Source organism: Gordonia malaquae, assembly GCF_037148075.1.
Lineage (GTDB): Bacteria > Actinomycetota > Actinomycetes > Mycobacteriales > Mycobacteriaceae > Gordonia > Gordonia malaquae.
Genome location: NZ_JBBCUB010000001.1, coordinates 848,160 through 866,185, shown reverse-complemented (window position 1 = coordinate 866,185; position 18,026 = coordinate 848,160). Strand labels below are relative to the sequence as shown.

Here is an 18,026-nt window from a genome sequence, read left to right as displayed (position 1 = left end):
CGCACGTCAGCGATGACCGACCGTGTTCCCGGGCAGTTCGCCCTCGTCCTGCACTCGCATCTCCCCTGGTTGCCCAATCACGGCCGTTGGCCGGTCGGCGAGGAGTGGCTGTATCAGTCGTGGGCTGACTGCTATCTCCCGATGTTCTCGATGCTGCGACGCCTGGCCGACGACGGTCTCACCGATCAGCTGTCCCTCGGCGTCACCCCGATCCTGGCCGCGCAGCTCGACGATCCCTACGCCGGCGCCTCGATGTACGAATGGCTCGCCGACTGGCAGTTGCGGGCGATGGAAGCCGCGCTGTCTCGCGACGACGCCCGCGCCGACGCGGGCACACGCGAGTTCCGTTCCGCTGCAGCCGCTCTCGCTGATTTCGAGACACAGTGGAGGCACGGCGGGAGCCCGCAGATCCGGCCCCTCGTCGACTCCGGGGTCATCGAACTCCTCGGCGGCCCGCTCGCGCACCCGTTCCAGCCTCTCCTCGACCAGCGGCTGCGCAGGCTGTCCCTCACCGAGGGCCTCGCCGACGCCGAACATCGCTGGGGCACAAGGCCGTCGGGCATCTGGGCACCGGAGTGCGCATACACACCCGGCATGGAGGCCGAGTACGCCGCCGCAGGCGTCCGACACTTCATGGTCGACGGCCCGACCCTGCACGGCGACACGGCTCTGGGCCGACCGGTCGGCGATTCCGGCGTCGTCGCGTTCGGACGTGATCTGACCGTCAGTTATCGCGTGTGGTCCCCCAAGTCCGGGTATCCGGGGCACGCCGACTACCGCGACTTCCACACCTACGACCACGAGACCGGGTTCAAGTCTGTGCGGGTGACCGGCAAAACCGTGCCCGCCCATGAGAAGAAGCCCTACGACCCCTCCCGGGTCGGCGCGGCGATCAACGCCCACGTCGATGACTTCATCGGCTGCATCCGCGACCGATTGATCTCCGAGTCCGAGCGCATCGGACGACCCGCACTCGTCGTCGCCGCCTTCGACACCGAGTTGTACGGCCACTGGTGGCATGAGGGCCCCGTATGGCTGGAACGGCTGCTGCGCCGCCTGCCCGAGGTCGGAATCACCGTCGGCACGCTCGACACGGCCCGTCGCAACGGATACGTCGGCGAGCCGGTCGACCTCGCCGACTCGTCGTGGGGATCGGGCAAGGACTGGCGCGTCTGGGAAGGCCCACAGGTCCAACACCTCGTGCAGCTGAATTCAGAGGTGACCGCGACCGCCCTCGATTCGCTCGACAAGCGTCTCGCGACGGCCTCGCATGCGAGGGACGAGGTCGCCGACCAGATCCTGCGCGAAACACTGATGACTGTGCAGTCGGACTGGCCGTTCATGGTCTCCAAGGACACCGCTGCCGGATACGCCCAGGACCGCGCCTACAAGCACGCGCACGCGACACGCGAGATCTGCGCTGCGTCCGACGCCGGTCGAGCCGAGGCCGCGACGCGGCTCGCCCGCGGCTGGCGCAACGCCGACAACATGTTCGGCGCGCTCGACGCCCGCCGCCTGCCCAGCCGTGACGGAGATGACCGATGACCGCCGCACACCGACAGACCCGGCCGGTGAAGGTCCTGATGGTCTCGTGGGAGTACCCGCCGGTGGTCGTCGGAGGCCTCGGAAGGCACGTCCATCACTTGGCCGAAGCCCTCGCTGATCTCGGAGTGGACGTGACGGTCCTCTGCCGTCAGCCGTCGGGCACCGATGAGTTCACCCACCCGACCACCGACACCGTGGTGAACGGCGTTCGCGTGATCGCCGTGGCCGAGGACCAGCCGGAGTTCGACTTCGGTGTCGACATGATGGCCTGGACCCTCGCGATGGGCCACGGTTTCATCCGCGCCGGACTGCGCCTCCTGGGTCACGGGTGGACCCCCGACGTGGTTCATGCACACGACTGGTTGGTCGCACACCCGTCGATCGCCTTGGCCGAGCACTTCGACGTTCCGCTGGTCGCGACATTGCACGCGACCGAGGCCGGCCGCCACAGCGGGTGGGTGGCCGGGCACGTGAACCGACAGGTCCATTCGGTGGAGTCATGGCTCGCCAACCGGGCGGACGCTCTCATCACCTGTTCTGCGTCGATGCGCGACGAGGTGACCGAACTGTTCGGTCCGTCGCTCGCCCCGATCAGCGTCATCCACAACGGCATCGATGTGAGCGCGTGGACGTTTGCGGCTCGCACTCCTCGGCGTCGTGCCCCGGAGCTCTTGTTCGCCGGTCGCCTCGAGTACGAGAAAGGTGTGCAGGACCTGATCGCCGCCCTGCCCGCGATTCGCGCGCAGCATCCCGGAACCCGACTCACGATCGCGGGCGAGGGAACGCAGACCGACTGGCTGCACGAGCTCGTCCGCACCCACGACGTGATCGATGCCGTCGCCTTCGCCGGTCGACAGGATCACGACGGACTGATCGGACTCATGCATCGCTGCGACCTGATCGTCCTGCCGAGCCGCTACGAACCGTTCGGCATCGTTGCACTGGAAGCAGCCGCCACCGGCATCCCACTGGTCACGTCGACCGCTGGCGGGCTCGGCGAGGCCGTCACCGACGGAGAGACCGGCTGGACGTTTCCCCCGTTCGATCCCGTCGCCGTCGCCGTCGCCGTGTGCGACGCACTCGACGATCCGTCGGTCGCCGCCACTCGTGCGCAGCGGGCGGCGGAACGGCTCACGGAAGAGTTCACCTGGCGGGTGGTCGCCGAGCGGACCGCGGCCGTGTACGGGGCGGCGCAGCGCCGCGACGCGCCCGTTCGGCCTCGCCCGCAGATTCCCGTACGTCCCATGCCGGATCGCGATCCCGGGAACTGACGGAGATTGCGGCGAACGGTTGAAAAGAATTCAACCGTTCAGCCGACGGAATTGATTTCCGAAAACGTGAAACGATGAGCGGCCTTGGGTCGATCCTTATGGTGTGACGTTTACCACAGAGGTGGTGGACGACCCCCACCACAACGAGGTAACCCCATGAACCGTAAGACCAAAGGCGCGCTCGCAATCGGCGCAGGCGTCATCATTCTGCTCGGCGGTGCCGGATCGCTGGCCCTGTGGGGCGACGAAGCGCCCGTCGGAGGCAGCGACGTCACCACAGGCGATCTCGACCTCTCCTGCGGCGCCGCCGGCGCCTGGACGGACATCTCCGCCGACATCCCCGGCAATCCGAGCGCGGTCCCGGCCGGAGCGCTTATGGTCCCCGGCGACGTCTGGGAGTACAAGAACGACTGCACTGTCGTCGCCAAGGGCAAGAACATGCACGCACAACTCAGCGTCGACAACTCGTCGGTCCCCGGCTCGACGATCACAGATCCCGCGTGTGGAGGGTCCTGCGTGACCTTCGCCAACACCGTTGCGATCGGTACCGGCGGCGCGGTGACCACTCCTCCACCGATCACGGTGAACGACGGCGACACACTCCACGTCAGCGTCAAGGTCACGTTCAACGCGGCGACACCGAACCGAGTGGGCGTCAACACGGCTCTCAACGTGAGCGGCATGCTCATCAAACTCGACCAGGTCCGCCCCTGATGAACTGACGACCGCGAAAGGAAGTCCGTGACCAAGCGGAACATCCTGCTCGCCGCGCTCGGCATGCTCGTGGTGTCCCTGCTGTTCGGGTCGCTGTCGACGACGTTCGCCCTGTGGTCCGATCAGCAACCCGGCGACGCCACCGACGTCGCGACCGGAACCATCGAGTTGTCGCCGGGCGACGGGACCGGACCGGCATTCGCGTTTCCCGCACTGAGCGGGACGAACGTGCCCGTCGGCGGCGTGTCACAGGCGAACCTGACCATCAAGAACACCGGCACGACGTCCCTCCGGTTCCGTCTGCGCACTGCAGGTCCCACTGTGAGCACGTCGGGGGCGACCGTCGGGGTCACTCTCGACGGTTCGGTGGGCGCATGTCCGGGCGGGCCCGCCGCCTTCACATCGCAGACGGTCACGTCCCCGACAGTGTTCACTGCGCCGTGGACCGGCGTCGCGCGCGGAGGCCAGACCGTCTGGTGCATCCGTGCGACCCTGGCGGCGGCGACCGGCACGCTCCCCGCCACCTACACGATCTCGTTCGCCTTCGACGCGGAGCAGACCCGCCCATGACTCGCCCCGACACCGACTCCGGCAAACCCGTCACCCGGATGCATCACGTGTGGCAGGCCGTGTCCTGGCTGCTGCTCGCCGCCGCGTTCGCGACACTGTGCGCGACGATCCTCGTGCCCAAGATCGCCGGGGGCCGCCCGTACACAGTGCTCACCGGTTCGATGCGACCCGACTACCCTCCGGGCACGCTGATCGTGGTGAAGCCGAAACCGGTCGATCTCATCGAAGTCGGAGACGTGATCACCTACCAGGTGAGATCAGGCCAGTCCGATGTCATCACGCACCGTGTCGTCGAGATAGCGCACGCCCCGAACGGCGAGCTGCGATTCATCACGCGAGGTGATGCGAACGGGCGCAACGACGATCCCGTACGGCCCGTGCAGGTTCGCGGCGTGCTCTGGTACTCGATCCCCTACCTCGGATTCGCCAACAGCTGGTTCACCGGGCACAGGCGGACGATCACCGTCTTCGTCCTCGCCGGACTGCTGTTCGCATACGGCGCCTGGGAGTTCTATCGAGACTGGCGGGAGGGCGGCGACCCCGACGACGATGCGGACGAACCACCGGCCGACGAGACGCCGACCGCTCTGATTCGTGCAGCCGACACGGCAGGAGGCCGAGAATCTTCATGACGTCCGACGCTTCCTCCGTCTCCAGGCGTGTCCGCGCGCTGCTGGCATGCGGCCTTCTGCTCGGGTCGGGTGCGATGGGCACCGCGGCTCTGTGGTCGACATCGGCGCAGACGGTGTCGGGCACGTTCACCACCGCCTATCTGAAGATCCAGACGAACGGGTCCACGCCGTACTCCTTCACCTTCCCCGGCTCTCTGCTTCCCGGGTCGTCGACGGCATTCCTGATTCAAGTGCAAAACGTCGGATCCACGCCGTTCACGTACGTCGGGTCCGTTCAGAGCGCGTCCGCGCTGGGCCAGGCGACGACGCTCACCTCCCGGGTCGGCGGCACGGTGTCCGGTCCGACCTGTACCGGCGGCAGCGGCGTGACCGGGCAGGCCGTCACCGGTACGAAGGCCGCCTTCCGATCGACCAGCGGAGTCCTCCCGGCCACGACGGGGACCGAGAACGTGTGCGTGCAGCTGACTCTGCCCCTGGGCGCGGTCGGGACGCTCGCGGGGTCGACCGGAACCGTCCTGTTCACCTTCGACGCGACGGGGGTGTGAGATGTCACCTGCTGCCCGACATCGACTCGACGTGGCGTTGACGACGGCTGCCGTACTGGGTGCACTGTGCATCGTCGCCACTGTGCTGAGCCTGGCCCTAGGCGTCCGACCGGTGATATTCGAGACGGGTTCGATGGCTCCGACCGTCCCCACTGGCTCCATCGGCTTCGCCCGGACCGTTCCCGCGGCCGATGTCCGTCCAGGCGACATCGTCACCGTGACCCGCGATGACGGTGTCCGGGTCACCCACCGGGTGGTGACCGTGACCCCCGCAGCGGGTACAGCCGCGATTCTGACATTGCGTGGAGACGCCAACGCGTCTCCCGACCCGCAGCCTTACATCGTGAGCACCGTGTACCGATCTACGACCACGATCCCCGTCGTCGGCTTCCTCGCGTCGTGGTTGAGTGCACCGCACACGCTCGTGCTGCAAGCACTCGCGGCCGCCGGACTGCTCGCGATCGCCTTCGCACCCCGCGGCGGATGGCGTCGGACGACAACCGGCCGCCGAGTCATCGCGGGGACGGCGGTCGCGACGTCACTCGCTCTCGGCGCCACCGCTGTGCACGGGGTCGGCGACGCCGCTGCCGCGCCCCTGACTGGCACGGCCACCGCGACCGGAACCGTCACCGCCGGACGCCCCGAGAACCCGACCTCACTCCGCTGCGACAACGCAAGTGGCGGCATCATCGGAATCGGCAGCTCCGTGACGCTGACGTTCCCGAATCCGACGTCTCACTCCGCGTACACGTACCGGATCGTGACGACCGGCTCGGGAAGTCCCCAGACATCCAACTTCGCCGCCTCTTCATTGCCGACACCGACCGCCACCGTGGATGCGGGAAGTCTCGGCCTGGTCAGCTGGCTCATCTCATTGATTCCGGCCCTACTCGGAGGCAGTGTCACGTTGACCATGACTCTCACCAACTACGTCGGCAACTTCGCGTCGTCCGGGTCGCTATCGCAACAGGTGGTTGTCAAAGGCGGCGGATTGACGGGATTGGTCCCCCAGCTGAGCTGCAAGACTCCAGGCGCGGGCGGCACCGTGACCGGCCCCGCCGCGCGAAGGGCAGCGCCGAACTCGACACAGTCGTCCACCGCAGCCGTATCGAGCGCGTCCTCGGAGACATCCGGTCCGTCCTCGTCGGCTGTGGCAACACCGCCAGGGAGCGCGTCGTCGTCGACGATCTCGGAGTCCACGTCGTCGACGACCACGAGTGTGGAGCCGCCGACGTCGCAGACTCCCGAACTCCCACCGGGCGGCACCCCGAGTCCGAGTGGGGGCCACGCGTTCTTCCGTGACGGTGCGACCCTGACGATCCGGGACGCGACGACGACGGCCGTCGAGTACACCGGCGACCACTCCCCCGGCAGCACGGTTCGGTGGCGCCCAGGTGCCGACGTGCTCGAGATCATCGATCTCGATGGCACCGTCACGACAATGACGTGGACGGGCAGTCGCTGGGACGAAGCCGTGACCCGGCCGCAGACCACGGAAGCGCCGACCGCCGAACCGGCAGCGCCGACCACGCGATCTGCTGACACTCCAGTTCCCGAAGTCGGCTCGGCGACTGATCACGCGGTTACCGAGAGCGGCTGAACCCCGTCGAGACGCGGTGGGCTAGTCCGACTTCTGCTTCGCCTCGGCCTGGGCCTTCTTGCGTTCGATGTCGGCGAGCGCACGTTCGATCTCGGCCCTCTGCTCGGCGCCTTCCTCCCACATGTCGACGCGGTTCTTCACCGCGCGGGCCGGGGCGCCGACGGCGATCGAGTAGTCGGGGATCTCACCACGGACCACCGCGTGGGCGCCGAGCACTGAGCCGCGGCCCACGATCGTGTTGCGCAGCACCGTCACCTTGGCGGCCACCCAGGTGTCGGCGCCGATGCGGACCGGTCCCTTCACGATGCCCTGGTCCTTGATCGGGACGTCGATGTTGTCGGTGACGTGGTCGAAGTCGCAGATGTAACACCAGTCGGCGACCAGGGTCGACCCGCCCACCTCGATGTCGAGGTAGGCGTTGACGACGTTGTTGCATCCGAAGACGGCCTTGTCGCCGATCCGGAGACTGCCCTCGTGGCAGCGGATCGAATTGCCGTCGCCGATGTGCACCCATCGACCGATCTCCATGCGCGCCAGCTGCGGCGTCGAGTGGATCTCCACGTCCTTGCCGAGGAACACCATGCCGCGCAGCACGATATGTGGGTTGGCGAGTCGGAACCGAGCGAGCCGGTAATAGCGCACCAGGTACCAGGGCGTCCAGGCCTTGTTCCGCTTCACCCATCGCAGGGAATCAAGGGTCAAGAAGCGAGCCTGTTCGGCGTCGCGGTTCCGGCCGGCGCGCCATCGCGAGCGGTAGGACGCATTCCACATGGTGGTCATGAGGTCAAACCCTAATCCAGGCACTCCCGGCCTGCGGAATCAGGCAGACCCTTTCGCGATAGAGTCGTGCGCGAAGCTTCCACGCCCGACGACACGAGTCGGCGGGCCGACGTCAGGAGTCACATGACCGGCGCAGCCCGCCGACGACGCAGTTCACGTCTGCTCGTCGTAGCAGCTCTTGCGGCGGTCGTCGCCCTGATCGGCACCGCGTGCTCGGACGGCCATCACGACGTCCGGCAGAACGCCCCCTACGGCTGGCCGATGTACGGCGGCAACGCAGCCAACGCGAACTTCACATACTCGCAGGTCCCTGACGATCTCCAACTGATCTGGAACCGCGACGTCGGCGGCGCGATCACCGCTCCGCTCGCGATCAACGGGAGCGGCGACGTCGCGGGCGTTGCGAAGACCGCGTCGGGCTGCAACCTCAACGTGTTCGATCAGCGTGCCGGCCGAAAGAACTACTGCAAGCGGCTCGGCGAAGGGTCGCCGCTCAACACGCCGCTCTTCGACCAGATCGGCCAGCCGTACATCGGCGAGGCGGGCATGTTCTTCGCGTTCAACGGCGGCGGGGCGATCCGGTGGCGTTACCCGACGTACGGCGTGCCGCTGTCCGCGAAGTTCGCCGCGCCCGGTCGAGTCCTGGTGGCGACAACCCAGGGGCAGGTTCTGCTGCTGAACGCGCAGACCGGTGACCTCGCGGCCCCGGAAGCCCTCCTCCGGCCGGACACGAACACCGACGCGCGGGCCGGGCTCGCCGACTGCACCGTCGGCGGACCGGCCTGCGCGATCGCCGCGCCGCCGGCACTCGACCTCGGAACCCACCGCGCGTTCCTCACCTTCTTCCCCAAGGGCGCACGGTCGTCCCAGGTGAAGGCGATGACCTATACCGACGGTGCCATCACCGACTTGTGGACCGCCGACATCGGCGGAGGTGTGATGGGCCCGCCCACCGTCTCCGCGGACGGCAAGACGGTGTATTCGTTCGGCCGGGACGGCAAGCTGTACGCGCTCGACGCCGCGACCGGTGCAGTCCGGTGGTCGCATGACGTCGGCGGCCACGGTTTCGCAACACTGTCCGTGTCGCCGGACGGGACCCTCGTCCCCGCCGGCGCGCTCGGCGCACCGTTGACGATCCTGCGCGACAAGGGAACACGCGTCGAGGCGGTCGCGCGTCGCGACGATGTGCAGACCGCCGGGCTCGGCACACAGACGTCGGCGGGGACACTGTGGGCGGTGACGCGCGACGGCGAGTCCCTCGCGCTCACCGAGTTCAGCACCGCGGACGGCGCCACCAAGCGCACGCTGCCGCTGCCGGGCGCGAAGGGCTTCTCCACCGGTGTGGCGGTCTCTGCGTGGGGCTCCATCGCGGTCGGCACGTCCAACGGCACCGTGTTCTTCTTCTACCGCCCGTTCTGAGTCGATGGCGTTCGCGTTCACCCTGGACGACGTCGCGTTCTTGACGTCGCGGTACGGAGAGAAGGCGTTGGCGACAGCGTCTGAGATGCCGTTGACGGACGCGTCGCTGCTCAAAGACCTTCCGGAACTCCGGAGCCGATACAGCCCGCACGAGGCCGCACTGGTGGAGACCGTCCGGACGCGTCGACGTGCCGTCGGCAAACTCGACGACGCGGACCGCCTGCTCCTCAGCGACACCGCGCTGCAGCAGGCGACGCCGACTGCAGTGGCGGCTCACCGCGCCGCCGACATCGCGGGCCGCCATCCGGGGGCGGTGGTCCATGACGTGACCTGCTCGATCGGCGCCGAACTGTCGGCTCTCTCGGCCCGCACCGAACTCGATGGAGTGCTCGGAAGTGACCTCGACGAGGTCAGGCTCGCCATGGCGGCACACAATCTAGGTGATCGCCGCGGCGTTCAGCTGATGCGAGCAGACGCTCTCGCACCGGCCTCGAACGCCGATGTCGTGATCGCCGATCCCGCCCGTCGCAGCGCCCGCGGCCGCACGTTTCGGCTCGACGAGTTGGACCCGCCTCTCCTGGAGCTCCTCGCCGTGTACGCCGGGCGCCCGCTGGTCGTGAAGTGCTCCCCCGGGCTCGACTACCGGATGCTCCGCGACCGGTTCGGCATCGAATGCCACGTCCAGGTCACCTCACTCGACGGCGGTGTCCGCGAGGCCTGCCTCTGGACGGAGGCCGACGACCTGCCCGACCGTCGTGCGACAGTCCTGCGGACTGTCGACGGTGTGGTCCGCGTGGAGGAGCTCACCTCCGACGACCCCGACGACATCGACTCCCCCGGTGTCGACGAGTGGATCGTCGACCCCGACGGCGCCGTGGTTCGGGCGGGCTTGGTGCAGCATTACGCCCACCGCCACGGTCTCCGACAGCTCGATCCGCAGATCGCGTACCTCACCGGGTCGACGGTCCCCGCGGGTGAGCGCGGTTTCCGGGTGATCGACGAGGTAGGGGTCACCGAGAAGGCTCTGCGTGGCGCGCTGTCGTCTCACGATTGCGGAAGCCTGGAGATCCTCGTCCGCGGTCTCGACATCGATCCGGACAGACTGCGCCGAAAGCTGAAGCTCAAGGGTTCGAGGCCGTTCGCGTTGATTCTCACCCGGGTCGGCCGCAACGGCGTCGGGTTTCTCTGCGAACCTGGCGTTCGCACACCGCACAGGTGATCAGACGAGCAACGGCCCGCCTCCCAGCGGGAGACGGGCCGTTCCTGATGTCGGATCAGGCTTCCGGCTTCACACCGGTGATCAGGACGTTGTAGAAGAACTGCGGCGGAACGATCTTGCGGAGCACGTTCTCGTCGAGCCACGTCATGCGCTTCCATCCGCCGTAGGCGAATCCCGCCCAGCCCCAGCCGAGCTTCTCTTGCGGGACGGCCGCCTCGAAGGTGCGGACGGGCCAGCCGAGCATCGCCGCGGCGAGTTCTTCGGCCTCCGAGCGGACCTCGACGGCCCCTGCGGCCTTCGCGAGACGCTCGAGGTCCTCGGGTGCAAACGTGTGGATGTCGACGACCGCTTCGAGTGCAGCGGCGCGCGAGCTCTCGTCGAGCTCTGCCTGCGGGCGACGCCATTCCTTCAGCGGTCCGAACTTGGTCACGTTCGTGGTGGCCCACCAGGTGGCACGGCTCATCCAACGAGCGTAGAAGTCTCCGTAGGTCGACGGCTCGCCTGCGAAGACGAATCGACCACCCGGCTTGAGGACGCGCAGGACCTCGCGCAGCGACTTCTCGACGTCCGGGATGTGGTGGAGCACAGCGTGGCCCACGACGAGGTCGAAGGTGTTGTCCTCGTACGGGATGCTCTCGGCGTCCGCGACGCGGCCGTCGACGTCCAGCCCGAGGTTCTCCGCGTTGCGCAGCGCGACCTTGACCATGCCGGGCGACAGGTCGGTGACCGAGCCCTTCTCGGCGACACCCGACTGCATCAGGTTGAGCAGGAAGAAGCCGGTGCCGCAGCCCAGCTCCATGGCCCGACCGTAGGGCAGTTCGGCATCGCCGGCGATGCGGTCGAAGCGGCCACGAGCGAAGTCGATCAGGCGCTGGTCGAACGAGATGGACCACTTCTCGTCGTACGTCTCGGCCTCCCAGTCGTGGTACAGCACCTGGGCCAGCTTGGTGTCCTTGAGCGCCGCCTCGACCTGCTCGGCGGTGGCGTGGGGGTTCGGTGCCGGATCGACAGTGTCGTCCGCGCCGTTCTTGTCGATGGTCGTCATGAAGGTGAAGGTCCTACTTTCCGGTGAACTTCGCTTTGCCGGGACCGTTGGCGACGAACGACTCCATGCCGATCGTGCGGTCCTCGGTGGCGAACAGTGAGGCGAACAGCTGGGCCTCGATCTTCAGGCCCGTCGTGAGGTCGGTGTCCAGACCGGCGTCGATCGCGGTCTTCGCGGCGGCGAGCGCGACGGACGCGGCGCCCGCGAACTGACCCGCCCACTTGAGAGCGGCGTCGTACACGTCGTCAGGTGCGACGACCTCGTCGACGAGGCCGATCGCGAGCGCCTCTTCCGCGCCGACGAATCGACCGGTGAAGACCATGTCCTTCGCGCGCGAGGGACCGATCAGGCGGGCGAGGCGCTGAGTGCCGCCGCCGCCGGGGATCACACCGAGGAGCACCTCGGGGACGCCGAGCTTGGCGTTGTCGCCCGCGATACGGCGATCCGCACCGAGCGCCACTTCGAGTCCGCCGCCGAGCGCGTACCCGGTGACGGCCGCGACCGTCGGCTTCGGGATCGATGCGATCGCGCCGAGGCCGTCCTGCAGCTTGCCCGCGACCTTGGACATGTCGGCGAACGACATGTCGTTCATCTCTTTGATGTCAGCGCCTGCGGCGAGGACCTTGGGTCCGCCGTACACGACGACGGCCTTGATGTCGTCTCGCACGCTTGCCTCTTCCGCGGCAGCCACCAGTTCGGCCTGGACCTGACGGTTCAGTGCGTTCATCGGCGGCCGGTTCAGCCGGATGGTGCCGACGCCGGGATGCTCGGGCGATGTCTCAAGAGTCACGAACTCAGCAGTCATAAGGGCAGGCTACCGGGTGACACCTGTTCTAGACGAACCCGGTACGGGGCGCATGTGACTACTGTTGTCACATGGGCGCAGATGCTGTCGAGTTGCACGTTCCCGGTCCTGACGGGGTCACGCGGACGGTGCGTCTGAGCAGCCCGGATCGCATCTACTTCCCCAAGGCAGGACTCACCAAACTCGACCTCGCGCGCTACTACGAATCCGTCGCCGACGGCATCACCCGCGCACTCGACCGTCGGCCGTGCATGCTGCACCGATTCCCCAAGGGCACCACCGAGAAGAAGGTGCACCAGAAGAAGCTCCCCGCGGGCGCCCCCGACTGGGTGGAGACCGTCGACATCTTCTTTCCCCGCTACAAGCGCATCGTGAGTGAACTGTGCGTCGCCGAGCCGGCTGCCGTCCTGTGGGCGGTTCAGATGGCGACCGTCGAGTTCCATCCCTGGAACTCGCGACGAGGGCACGTGGAGGAACCCGACGAGTGGCGAATCGATCTCGACCCGATGCCCGACTGCGACTTCGCGAAGGTGCGTCGCGTCGCCGCGATCGCGCACGAGGTCCTCGACGAGCTGGGCGTCGTCGGATATCCGAAGACCTCGGGCGGACACGGCCTGCACATCTATGTACGGATCGCGCCGGAGTGGGGCTTCGCCGATGTCCGACGAGCAGCTCACGCGTTCGGAGCCGAGGTGGCCCGACGGGCGGCAGGTGAGGCGACTGTGACCTGGTGGCGCAAGGACCGCGATCCGACCGCGGTGTTCGTCGACTTCAACCAAAACGCGCGCGACCACACGATCGCTGCCGCCTACTCCGTCCGCGCCACCCCGCGCGCCACGGTATCGGCGCCGATCACCTGGGACGAACTGCCCGACGCCGAGCCGGACGACTTCACCGTCGCAACCATGCCGGACCGTTTTGCGCGTCTGGGCGACCTGCACGCCCCGATCAACGACGTCGCCCATCGCCTCGACACCCTCCTGGAATGGGCGGACCGAGACGACGCCGAGATACCGCCCATCGCAGAAGAGGGCTGAGTCAGGCGTTCGTGTTCTTGAGCCGCTCCATGCGGCCGTCACCGAGTGCGGTGAAGTACTCGCTCGAGTCGGCGAACGTGAGCCCGGCGAGACCGGATGACGAGATGGACGGTTCGATCGGTGTGATGGCCCGCGGCGCGGCCTGAAGGTCGGCAACGGTGCTGTACTCCGCGATGTGCCTCAGCTGGGTCCACGTCGGCGGCAGCAGGAAGTGGTCTCCGCCGTCCCAGCCGGCGAGCGCGTCCGCAGCCGTCTGCCACCGAGTCTCGGCGGCTTCGCTGGTCTCCCCGTCTGCCTCCTGACCGTCGGGCATGGCGGCGAGGAAGAACCGGGTGTCGTAGCGTCGGCTCTCGTTCTTCGGCGTGATCCAGTGCGCGAGCGGTGTCAGCAGATCGGCGCGCAGGGTGAGACCTTCGTCGTTGAGGAACTGCGCGAACGACAGCTCTTTCGCAACGAGTCGGGCGCGGGCGCCGAACAACGACGACGGATCCGGATGCATGTCGTCGGCCGTGCCCGCGAGGAGCACACCGCACTCCTCGAACGTCTCGCGGACCGCAGCACAGACAAGCGCCCTGGCCGACGCCTCATCCGTCGAGAACTGCTCGGCCCAATACTCGACGTCGGGGCCGGTCCAGGCGATCTGCGCCTCCCGGTCGCGAGGATCGACGCCGCCGCCCGGGAACACCGTCATTCCGCCTGCGAACGCCATCTGCTGGACGCGTCGCTGCAGGAACACCTCGATGCCTTCGGCGCTGTCGCGAACGAGGACCACCGTCGACGCGTCGCGTAGCGGAACGGGGGCTTGAACGTCGGGGGCTGACATGGGCGCTCCTTGAGACTGGCACGGCTGTGACCGAACTTACGCTCGGTCGGTCGTCTCATCGTTGCACAGCGGATGTCTCTCAGGCGCGGCGATGGCCGCCTGCGCGCCTGCTGCGGCGCGCGAAGTAGCGTCCGTTGTCGTACGACAGCGAGATGTTCTGCCGGAACGTCGTCGAGAGGTTCTCCGCCGTCAGGGTGTCCTCGATGGCGCCCTGTGCGACCACGCCGCCCTCGGACAACATCAGCACGTTGGTGAAGCCCGGCGGAATCTCTTCCACGTGGTGCGTGATCAGCACCATCGCGGGCGAGTCGGGGTCGGCGGCGAGAGTCCCGAGTCGGTCGACGAGTTCTTCGCGTCCGCCGAGGTCAAGGCCCGCTGCAGGCTCGTCGAGCAGCAACAGTTCGGGGTCGGTCATCAGACCGCGTGCGATGAGGACACGTTTGCGCTCGCCTTCGCTCAGCGTGCCGAAGGTGCGGTCCGCGAGGTGCTCGGCACCCATCGACTCCAGAATGTCGGCGGCCTGCGCGCGATCCATCGGGTCGTACTCCTCGCGCCATCGCCCCAAGACGGCGTAGCCGGCGGAGATCACCAGATCCGACACCTTCTCGTCTGCCGGGACGCGGCCGGCGAACGCCGAACTGACGAGTCCGATCCGGGTGCTGAGCTCTCGGATGTCGGTGCGGCCCAGCTTCTCGCCGACCACGAAAGCATCACCGGTGGTCGGATGATCGAGCGCTGCAGCCATCCGCAGAAGTGACGTCTTGCCGGCGCCGTTCGGCCCGATGATCACCCACCGCTCGTCCAGTTCCACTCGCCAGTCGACGGGTCCGACGAGAGTCTTCCCGCTCCGAACCATCGACACGTCGTGGAACTCGATGAGCAGGTCGGGATCAGCGATGCGTTCAGTCACGTCTCCATGGTGCACGATCGACGTCGCCAGTCCGGCGACGGGGAATATTTCGTGTCTCGGTGTCGCTGCAACACAGCGTGACCGACTCCCCCGCACCGACCGTTCCACTGTCCCTCCTCGACCTCGCACAGGTGGGGCCGGGTGAGACGGTCGCCGAATCCCTCGCCCACTCGCTCAACCTCGCCCAGTACGCTGACCAGCACGGATACTCCCGTCTCTGGTACGCCGAGCACCACAACATGTCTGCCATCGCGTCCGCCGCACCCGCGGTTCTGATCGCGCACATGGCCGCTCACACGTCCCACATCCGGCTCGGCGCGGGCGGCGTCATGCTGCCGAACCACTCTCCTCTGGCGATCGCCGAACAGTACGGCACACTCGCTGAGCTGCACCCCGGCAGAATCGACCTCGGTCTCGGCCGCGCACCAGGCGGCGACCAAGCCGTCTTCCATGCGCTGCGCCGCAGTCCGGCCGCATCCGAGCACTTCCCCGGCGACGTCGTCGAACTCCTCCGATACTTCTCCGGCGCAGGTGTCGACGGCGTCCGCGCCACACCCGGCAGCAACACGAACGTTCCGCTGTACATTCTCGGATCGTCGCTGTTCGGCGCTCAGCTGGCCGCCGCGGTCGGACTTCCGTTCGCGTTCGCCTCACACTTCGCACCGCAGGCGCTCGAGCGCGCCGTCGACATCTACCTGCGAGACTTCCGCCCCGCCGAACTCCCTGACGGCTCGCAGTCCGAGCCGTACGTGATGGCTGCCGCAACCGTCATCGCCGACGACGACCCCGACCGGGCCGCCGCCCAACTGCACAACGCTAAGGTCCAGCGCGTCCGACTGCTGTTCAATCGCGGCCGCAACCTGACGAACGCCGAGGCTGAGATGCTCCTCGACGGCCCGCAGGGCGCCCAGGTGGACGAAATGCTCCGCTACGCCGCCGTCGGCACCCCGGATCAGGTCCGTGAACAGTTGGCGTCGTTCGCCGCCCACGCACGCGCCGACGAACTGATCCTCGCTCCCCTGGCAGGCGACCGCGACGTCTGGCTCGGCACCGTCAAGCACCTCGCCCCCACACCCTGACACCGGAGAACAGTCGGGGAGTCAGTCGATTCTGGCTCGTTCGGCGATGACAGTCATGGAGCCTGGCTCCACTTCGGTGAACCCGGCGTCGCGGACCGCGGCGGCGGCACCGCGGTCGGCCGCCGCGACGAGAGCCGACCACCGCTCTGCCGATGCGAGCCGCACGTCCAGCGGACACCCGGCGTCGTACCAGGTCTGCGCCTCGTCGAGCGAGAACAGCGCAACTCCGAGCATAGACGCGTGGCCCACCTGAGCGGCTGCTTTGCCGACTGTCATGTCAAGTCCCGGGTTGATCCACAGGCACAGGCCTTCGCCGCCGCCTGACGGATCACCCGACAGCAGCTCTCCGTCGACGTCAGTTCCACCGATCTGCAGCTTCTTCACCCGCGGGTCGACGTCGCCGACACGTCCCGGAACGAAGGCTCGTGCCTCACATCCGTCGTGCTCTGCGGTGACGCCCCAGAGGCCTTGAACGTCGTACCACTGCTTGCCGCGAGCCCGTCGAGCGATCTTCCGGATCCGCGCGTCGCACCAGGCGTCGAGGCCCGGCGCCCACAGGCCATCGGCTTGGGCCCGCTCATCGAGACAGAGCAGGACCACGGCTCGCGCGGCAGCGACGAGCAGACCGTGGCGGTTCGGCGGGTCGGACTTCTCGATGCGCAGCACCATGCCCATCGCGAGGACATCGCCCGGATCCTCGGGATCGGTGCCGCCGCCGACGTATCCGACGAGGCGATCGTAGACGTCGGAGAACACCGAACTACGACTCCAGCGGCACGCGACGCAACGTGCCGTCTTCGATGTCGGCGGCTTCGATCTCGTCACGTGTCACGCCCAGCATGAACAGGACCGCGTCCAGGAACGGGTGATCGAGTGTCGTGTCGGCCACCTCGCGCAACGCAGGCTTGGCGTTGAACGCGATACCCAGACCTGCGGCGGCGAGCATGTCGATGTCGTTCGCACCGTCGCCGACAGCGATGGTCTGTTCCATCGGCACGCCCACCTGGTCGGCGAACGCGCGCAGCGCGCGCGCCTTCCCGGGCCGGTCCACGACCTCGTCGATCACACGACCGGTCAACACGCCGTCGACGATCTCCAGGGTGTTCGCGCGGACGAAGTCGAGTTCGAGGTCTCGCGCAAGCGGCTCGATCACCTGGCGGAAGCCACCGGAGACCACACCGCAGTGGTAGCCGAGGCGATGCAGGGTTCGGATCGTCGTGCGGGCGCCCGGAGTCAACTCCAGTGCCGCGGCGACCCGGTCGATGACTTCCGCGTCGAGCCCCTCCAATGCCTTGACCCGTTCGTGCAGCGACTCGGCGAAGTCGAGCTCACCGCGCATCGCGGCCTCGGTCACGGCCGCGACCTCAGCCTCACGGCCTGCTTCGGCCGCCAGCATCTCGATCACCTCACCCTGGATCAGAGTCGAATCGACGTCGAACACGATGACCCGCTTGGCACGGCGAGCCAGCCCGCCGCGTTCGACGGCGACGTCGATCGGGAATCGTGTCGCGACGGTCACCAGACCGGCACGCAGCGCGGTGTCGGCCTGTGCGTCGTCGGCGACCGTGACCATCAATTCCAGACCCGTCAGCGGGTAGTCGGCGATGCCTCGGATGGAGTCGATGTTGCCACCACAGCTCGCAACCTCGGCGGCGACCGCCTGGAACGACTCCGCCGACACCGGCTGGCCGAGGATCACGATCGCGTGTGTCGACGGACGGTGCCCGTTCGACGTGGCGTCGACGGCGAGTTCGACAGACATCCCGCGTGAGTGCATCGGCAGATCCACGGCGTCGAGGACCGCGGCCGCAGAACCGGTGGTCGAGACGAGAACGCCGAGGGTCAGGTGGTTGTGGATGACCACCTGCTCCACGTCCAACAGGTCGACGCCCACACCGGCGAGCGCACCCATCAACGACGACGTCACGCCCGGCCGATCGGGCCCGCTGACGGTGAGGAGAATGGTCCGCTTGGTCTGCACAGTGTCCACCCAAGAATTATGAAGGCTCCTCTCCCGACATGCCGCATCGGG

18 protein-coding genes are annotated in these 18,026 nt (G+C 67.7%); 11 read left to right on the top strand and 7 right to left on the bottom strand.

All coding sequences use genetic code 11. The features are described 5' to 3' along the window. The first annotated feature begins 12 nt into the window (after nt 1-12). The 7 genes from WFK36_RS04285 to WFK36_RS04255 all read left to right on the top strand — a co-directional run bounded on the left by WFK36_RS04285 (nt 13) and on the right by WFK36_RS04255 (nt 6,877). Nucleotides 13-1,545: a glycoside hydrolase family 57 protein gene (locus WFK36_RS04285; protein WP_336789981.1), complete on the top strand. Its 1,533-nt coding sequence runs from the start codon at nt 13-15 to the stop codon at nt 1,543-1,545. Between the two features lie 26 nt (nt 1,546-1,571). Further along, on the top strand, nt 1,572-2,816 hold the full coding sequence (locus WFK36_RS04280) for a glycosyltransferase family 4 protein (RefSeq protein ID WP_336790955.1): 1,245 nt from the start codon (nt 1,572-1,574) through the stop codon (nt 2,814-2,816). Nucleotides 2,817-2,972: 156 nt separating this feature from the next. Then, entirely contained in the window at nt 2,973-3,530 is a 558-nt protein-coding gene (locus WFK36_RS04275; protein ID WP_336789979.1) for an alternate-type signal peptide domain-containing protein, read from the top strand. Between the two features lie 27 nt (nt 3,531-3,557). After that, entirely contained in the window at nt 3,558-4,100 is a 543-nt protein-coding gene (locus tag WFK36_RS04270) for a hypothetical protein (RefSeq protein ID WP_336789977.1), read from the top strand. Beyond that, nucleotides 4,097-4,732: a signal peptidase I gene (locus WFK36_RS04265; RefSeq protein WP_336789975.1), complete on the top strand. Its 636-nt coding sequence runs from the start codon at nt 4,097-4,099 to the stop codon at nt 4,730-4,732. Before WFK36_RS04270 ends, WFK36_RS04265 begins: the two co-directional genes overlap by 4 nt. Further along, nucleotides 4,729-5,277 carry a hypothetical protein gene (locus WFK36_RS04260; protein ID WP_336789973.1) on the top strand — a complete coding sequence of 183 codons (549 nt, stop codon included), beginning with the start codon at nt 4,729-4,731 and terminating at the stop codon, nt 5,275-5,277. Before WFK36_RS04265 ends, WFK36_RS04260 begins: the two co-directional genes overlap by 4 nt. Nucleotide 5,278: 1 nt before the next feature. After that, nucleotides 5,279-6,877: a signal peptidase I gene (locus WFK36_RS04255; protein WP_336789971.1), complete on the top strand. Its 1,599-nt coding sequence runs from the start codon at nt 5,279-5,281 to the stop codon at nt 6,875-6,877. A gap of 21 nt (nt 6,878-6,898) precedes the next feature. Here WFK36_RS04255 and WFK36_RS04250 read toward each other — a convergent pair whose 3' ends face one another. Then, the gene (locus WFK36_RS04250) at nt 6,899-7,657 is read right to left on the bottom strand and encodes an acyltransferase (RefSeq protein WP_336789969.1); all 759 of its coding nucleotides are present in this window, start codon (nt 7,655-7,657) and stop codon (nt 6,899-6,901) included. A gap of 123 nt (nt 7,658-7,780) precedes the next feature. On the opposite strand from WFK36_RS04250, the gene WFK36_RS04245 reads away from it, so the two are divergent. Further along, nucleotides 7,781-9,076: an outer membrane protein assembly factor BamB family protein gene (locus WFK36_RS04245; RefSeq protein WP_336789967.1), complete on the top strand. Its 1,296-nt coding sequence runs from the start codon at nt 7,781-7,783 to the stop codon at nt 9,074-9,076. 4 nt (nt 9,077-9,080) lie between these two features. Next, a complete protein-coding gene (locus WFK36_RS04240) occupies nt 9,081-10,295 on the top strand; it encodes a THUMP-like domain-containing protein (protein WP_336789965.1) in 1,215 nt (404 codons plus the stop codon). A 55-nt stretch (nt 10,296-10,350) separates the two neighbouring features. On the opposite strand, the gene WFK36_RS04235 is transcribed toward WFK36_RS04240, so the two are convergent. Both WFK36_RS04235 and WFK36_RS04230 read right to left on the bottom strand, forming a co-directional pair. Then, nucleotides 10,351-11,340: a class I SAM-dependent methyltransferase gene (locus WFK36_RS04235; protein ID WP_336789963.1), complete on the bottom strand. Its 990-nt coding sequence runs from the start codon at nt 11,338-11,340 to the stop codon at nt 10,351-10,353. 13 nt (nt 11,341-11,353) lie between these two features. Beyond that, complete coding sequence (locus tag WFK36_RS04230; RefSeq protein ID WP_008378160.1) at nt 11,354-12,145, bottom strand: enoyl-CoA hydratase/isomerase family protein; 792 nt, start codon at nt 12,143-12,145, stop codon at nt 11,354-11,356. A gap of 71 nt (nt 12,146-12,216) precedes the next feature. Between WFK36_RS04230 and ligD the strand changes: the two genes are divergently transcribed. Then, on the top strand, nt 12,217-13,182 hold the full coding sequence (gene ligD / locus WFK36_RS04225) for a non-homologous end-joining DNA ligase (RefSeq protein WP_336789961.1): 966 nt from the start codon (nt 12,217-12,219) through the stop codon (nt 13,180-13,182). 1 nt (nt 13,183) lies between these two features. Here the strand turns inward: ligD and WFK36_RS04220 are convergent, their stop codons facing one another. Both WFK36_RS04220 and WFK36_RS04215 read right to left on the bottom strand, forming a co-directional pair. Continuing rightward, entirely contained in the window at nt 13,184-14,005 is an 822-nt protein-coding gene (locus WFK36_RS04220) for an NUDIX hydrolase (protein ID WP_336789959.1), read from the bottom strand. 79 nt (nt 14,006-14,084) lie between these two features. Further along, nucleotides 14,085-14,915, bottom strand: a complete 831-nt coding sequence (locus WFK36_RS04215) for an ABC transporter ATP-binding protein (RefSeq protein WP_336789956.1) — start codon at nt 14,913-14,915, stop codon at nt 14,085-14,087. Nucleotides 14,916-14,974: 59 nt separating this feature from the next. Here WFK36_RS04215 and WFK36_RS04210 point away from each other — a divergent pair, with 59 nt between their 5' ends. Continuing rightward, the gene (locus WFK36_RS04210) at nt 14,975-15,994 is read left to right on the top strand and encodes an LLM class flavin-dependent oxidoreductase (RefSeq protein WP_336789954.1); all 1,020 of its coding nucleotides are present in this window, start codon (nt 14,975-14,977) and stop codon (nt 15,992-15,994) included. Between the two features lie 21 nt (nt 15,995-16,015). On the opposite strand, the gene WFK36_RS04205 is transcribed toward WFK36_RS04210, so the two are convergent. Together WFK36_RS04205 and serB are read right to left on the bottom strand one after the other, a co-directional pair. Then, on the bottom strand, nt 16,016-16,750 hold the full coding sequence (locus tag WFK36_RS04205) for a peptidyl-tRNA hydrolase (protein ID WP_336789952.1): 735 nt from the start codon (nt 16,748-16,750) through the stop codon (nt 16,016-16,018). A gap of 4 nt (nt 16,751-16,754) precedes the next feature. Then, nucleotides 16,755-17,975, bottom strand: a complete 1,221-nt coding sequence (gene serB, locus WFK36_RS04200) for a phosphoserine phosphatase SerB (RefSeq protein ID WP_008378169.1) — start codon at nt 17,973-17,975, stop codon at nt 16,755-16,757. Nucleotides 17,976-18,026 lie beyond the last annotated feature (51 nt).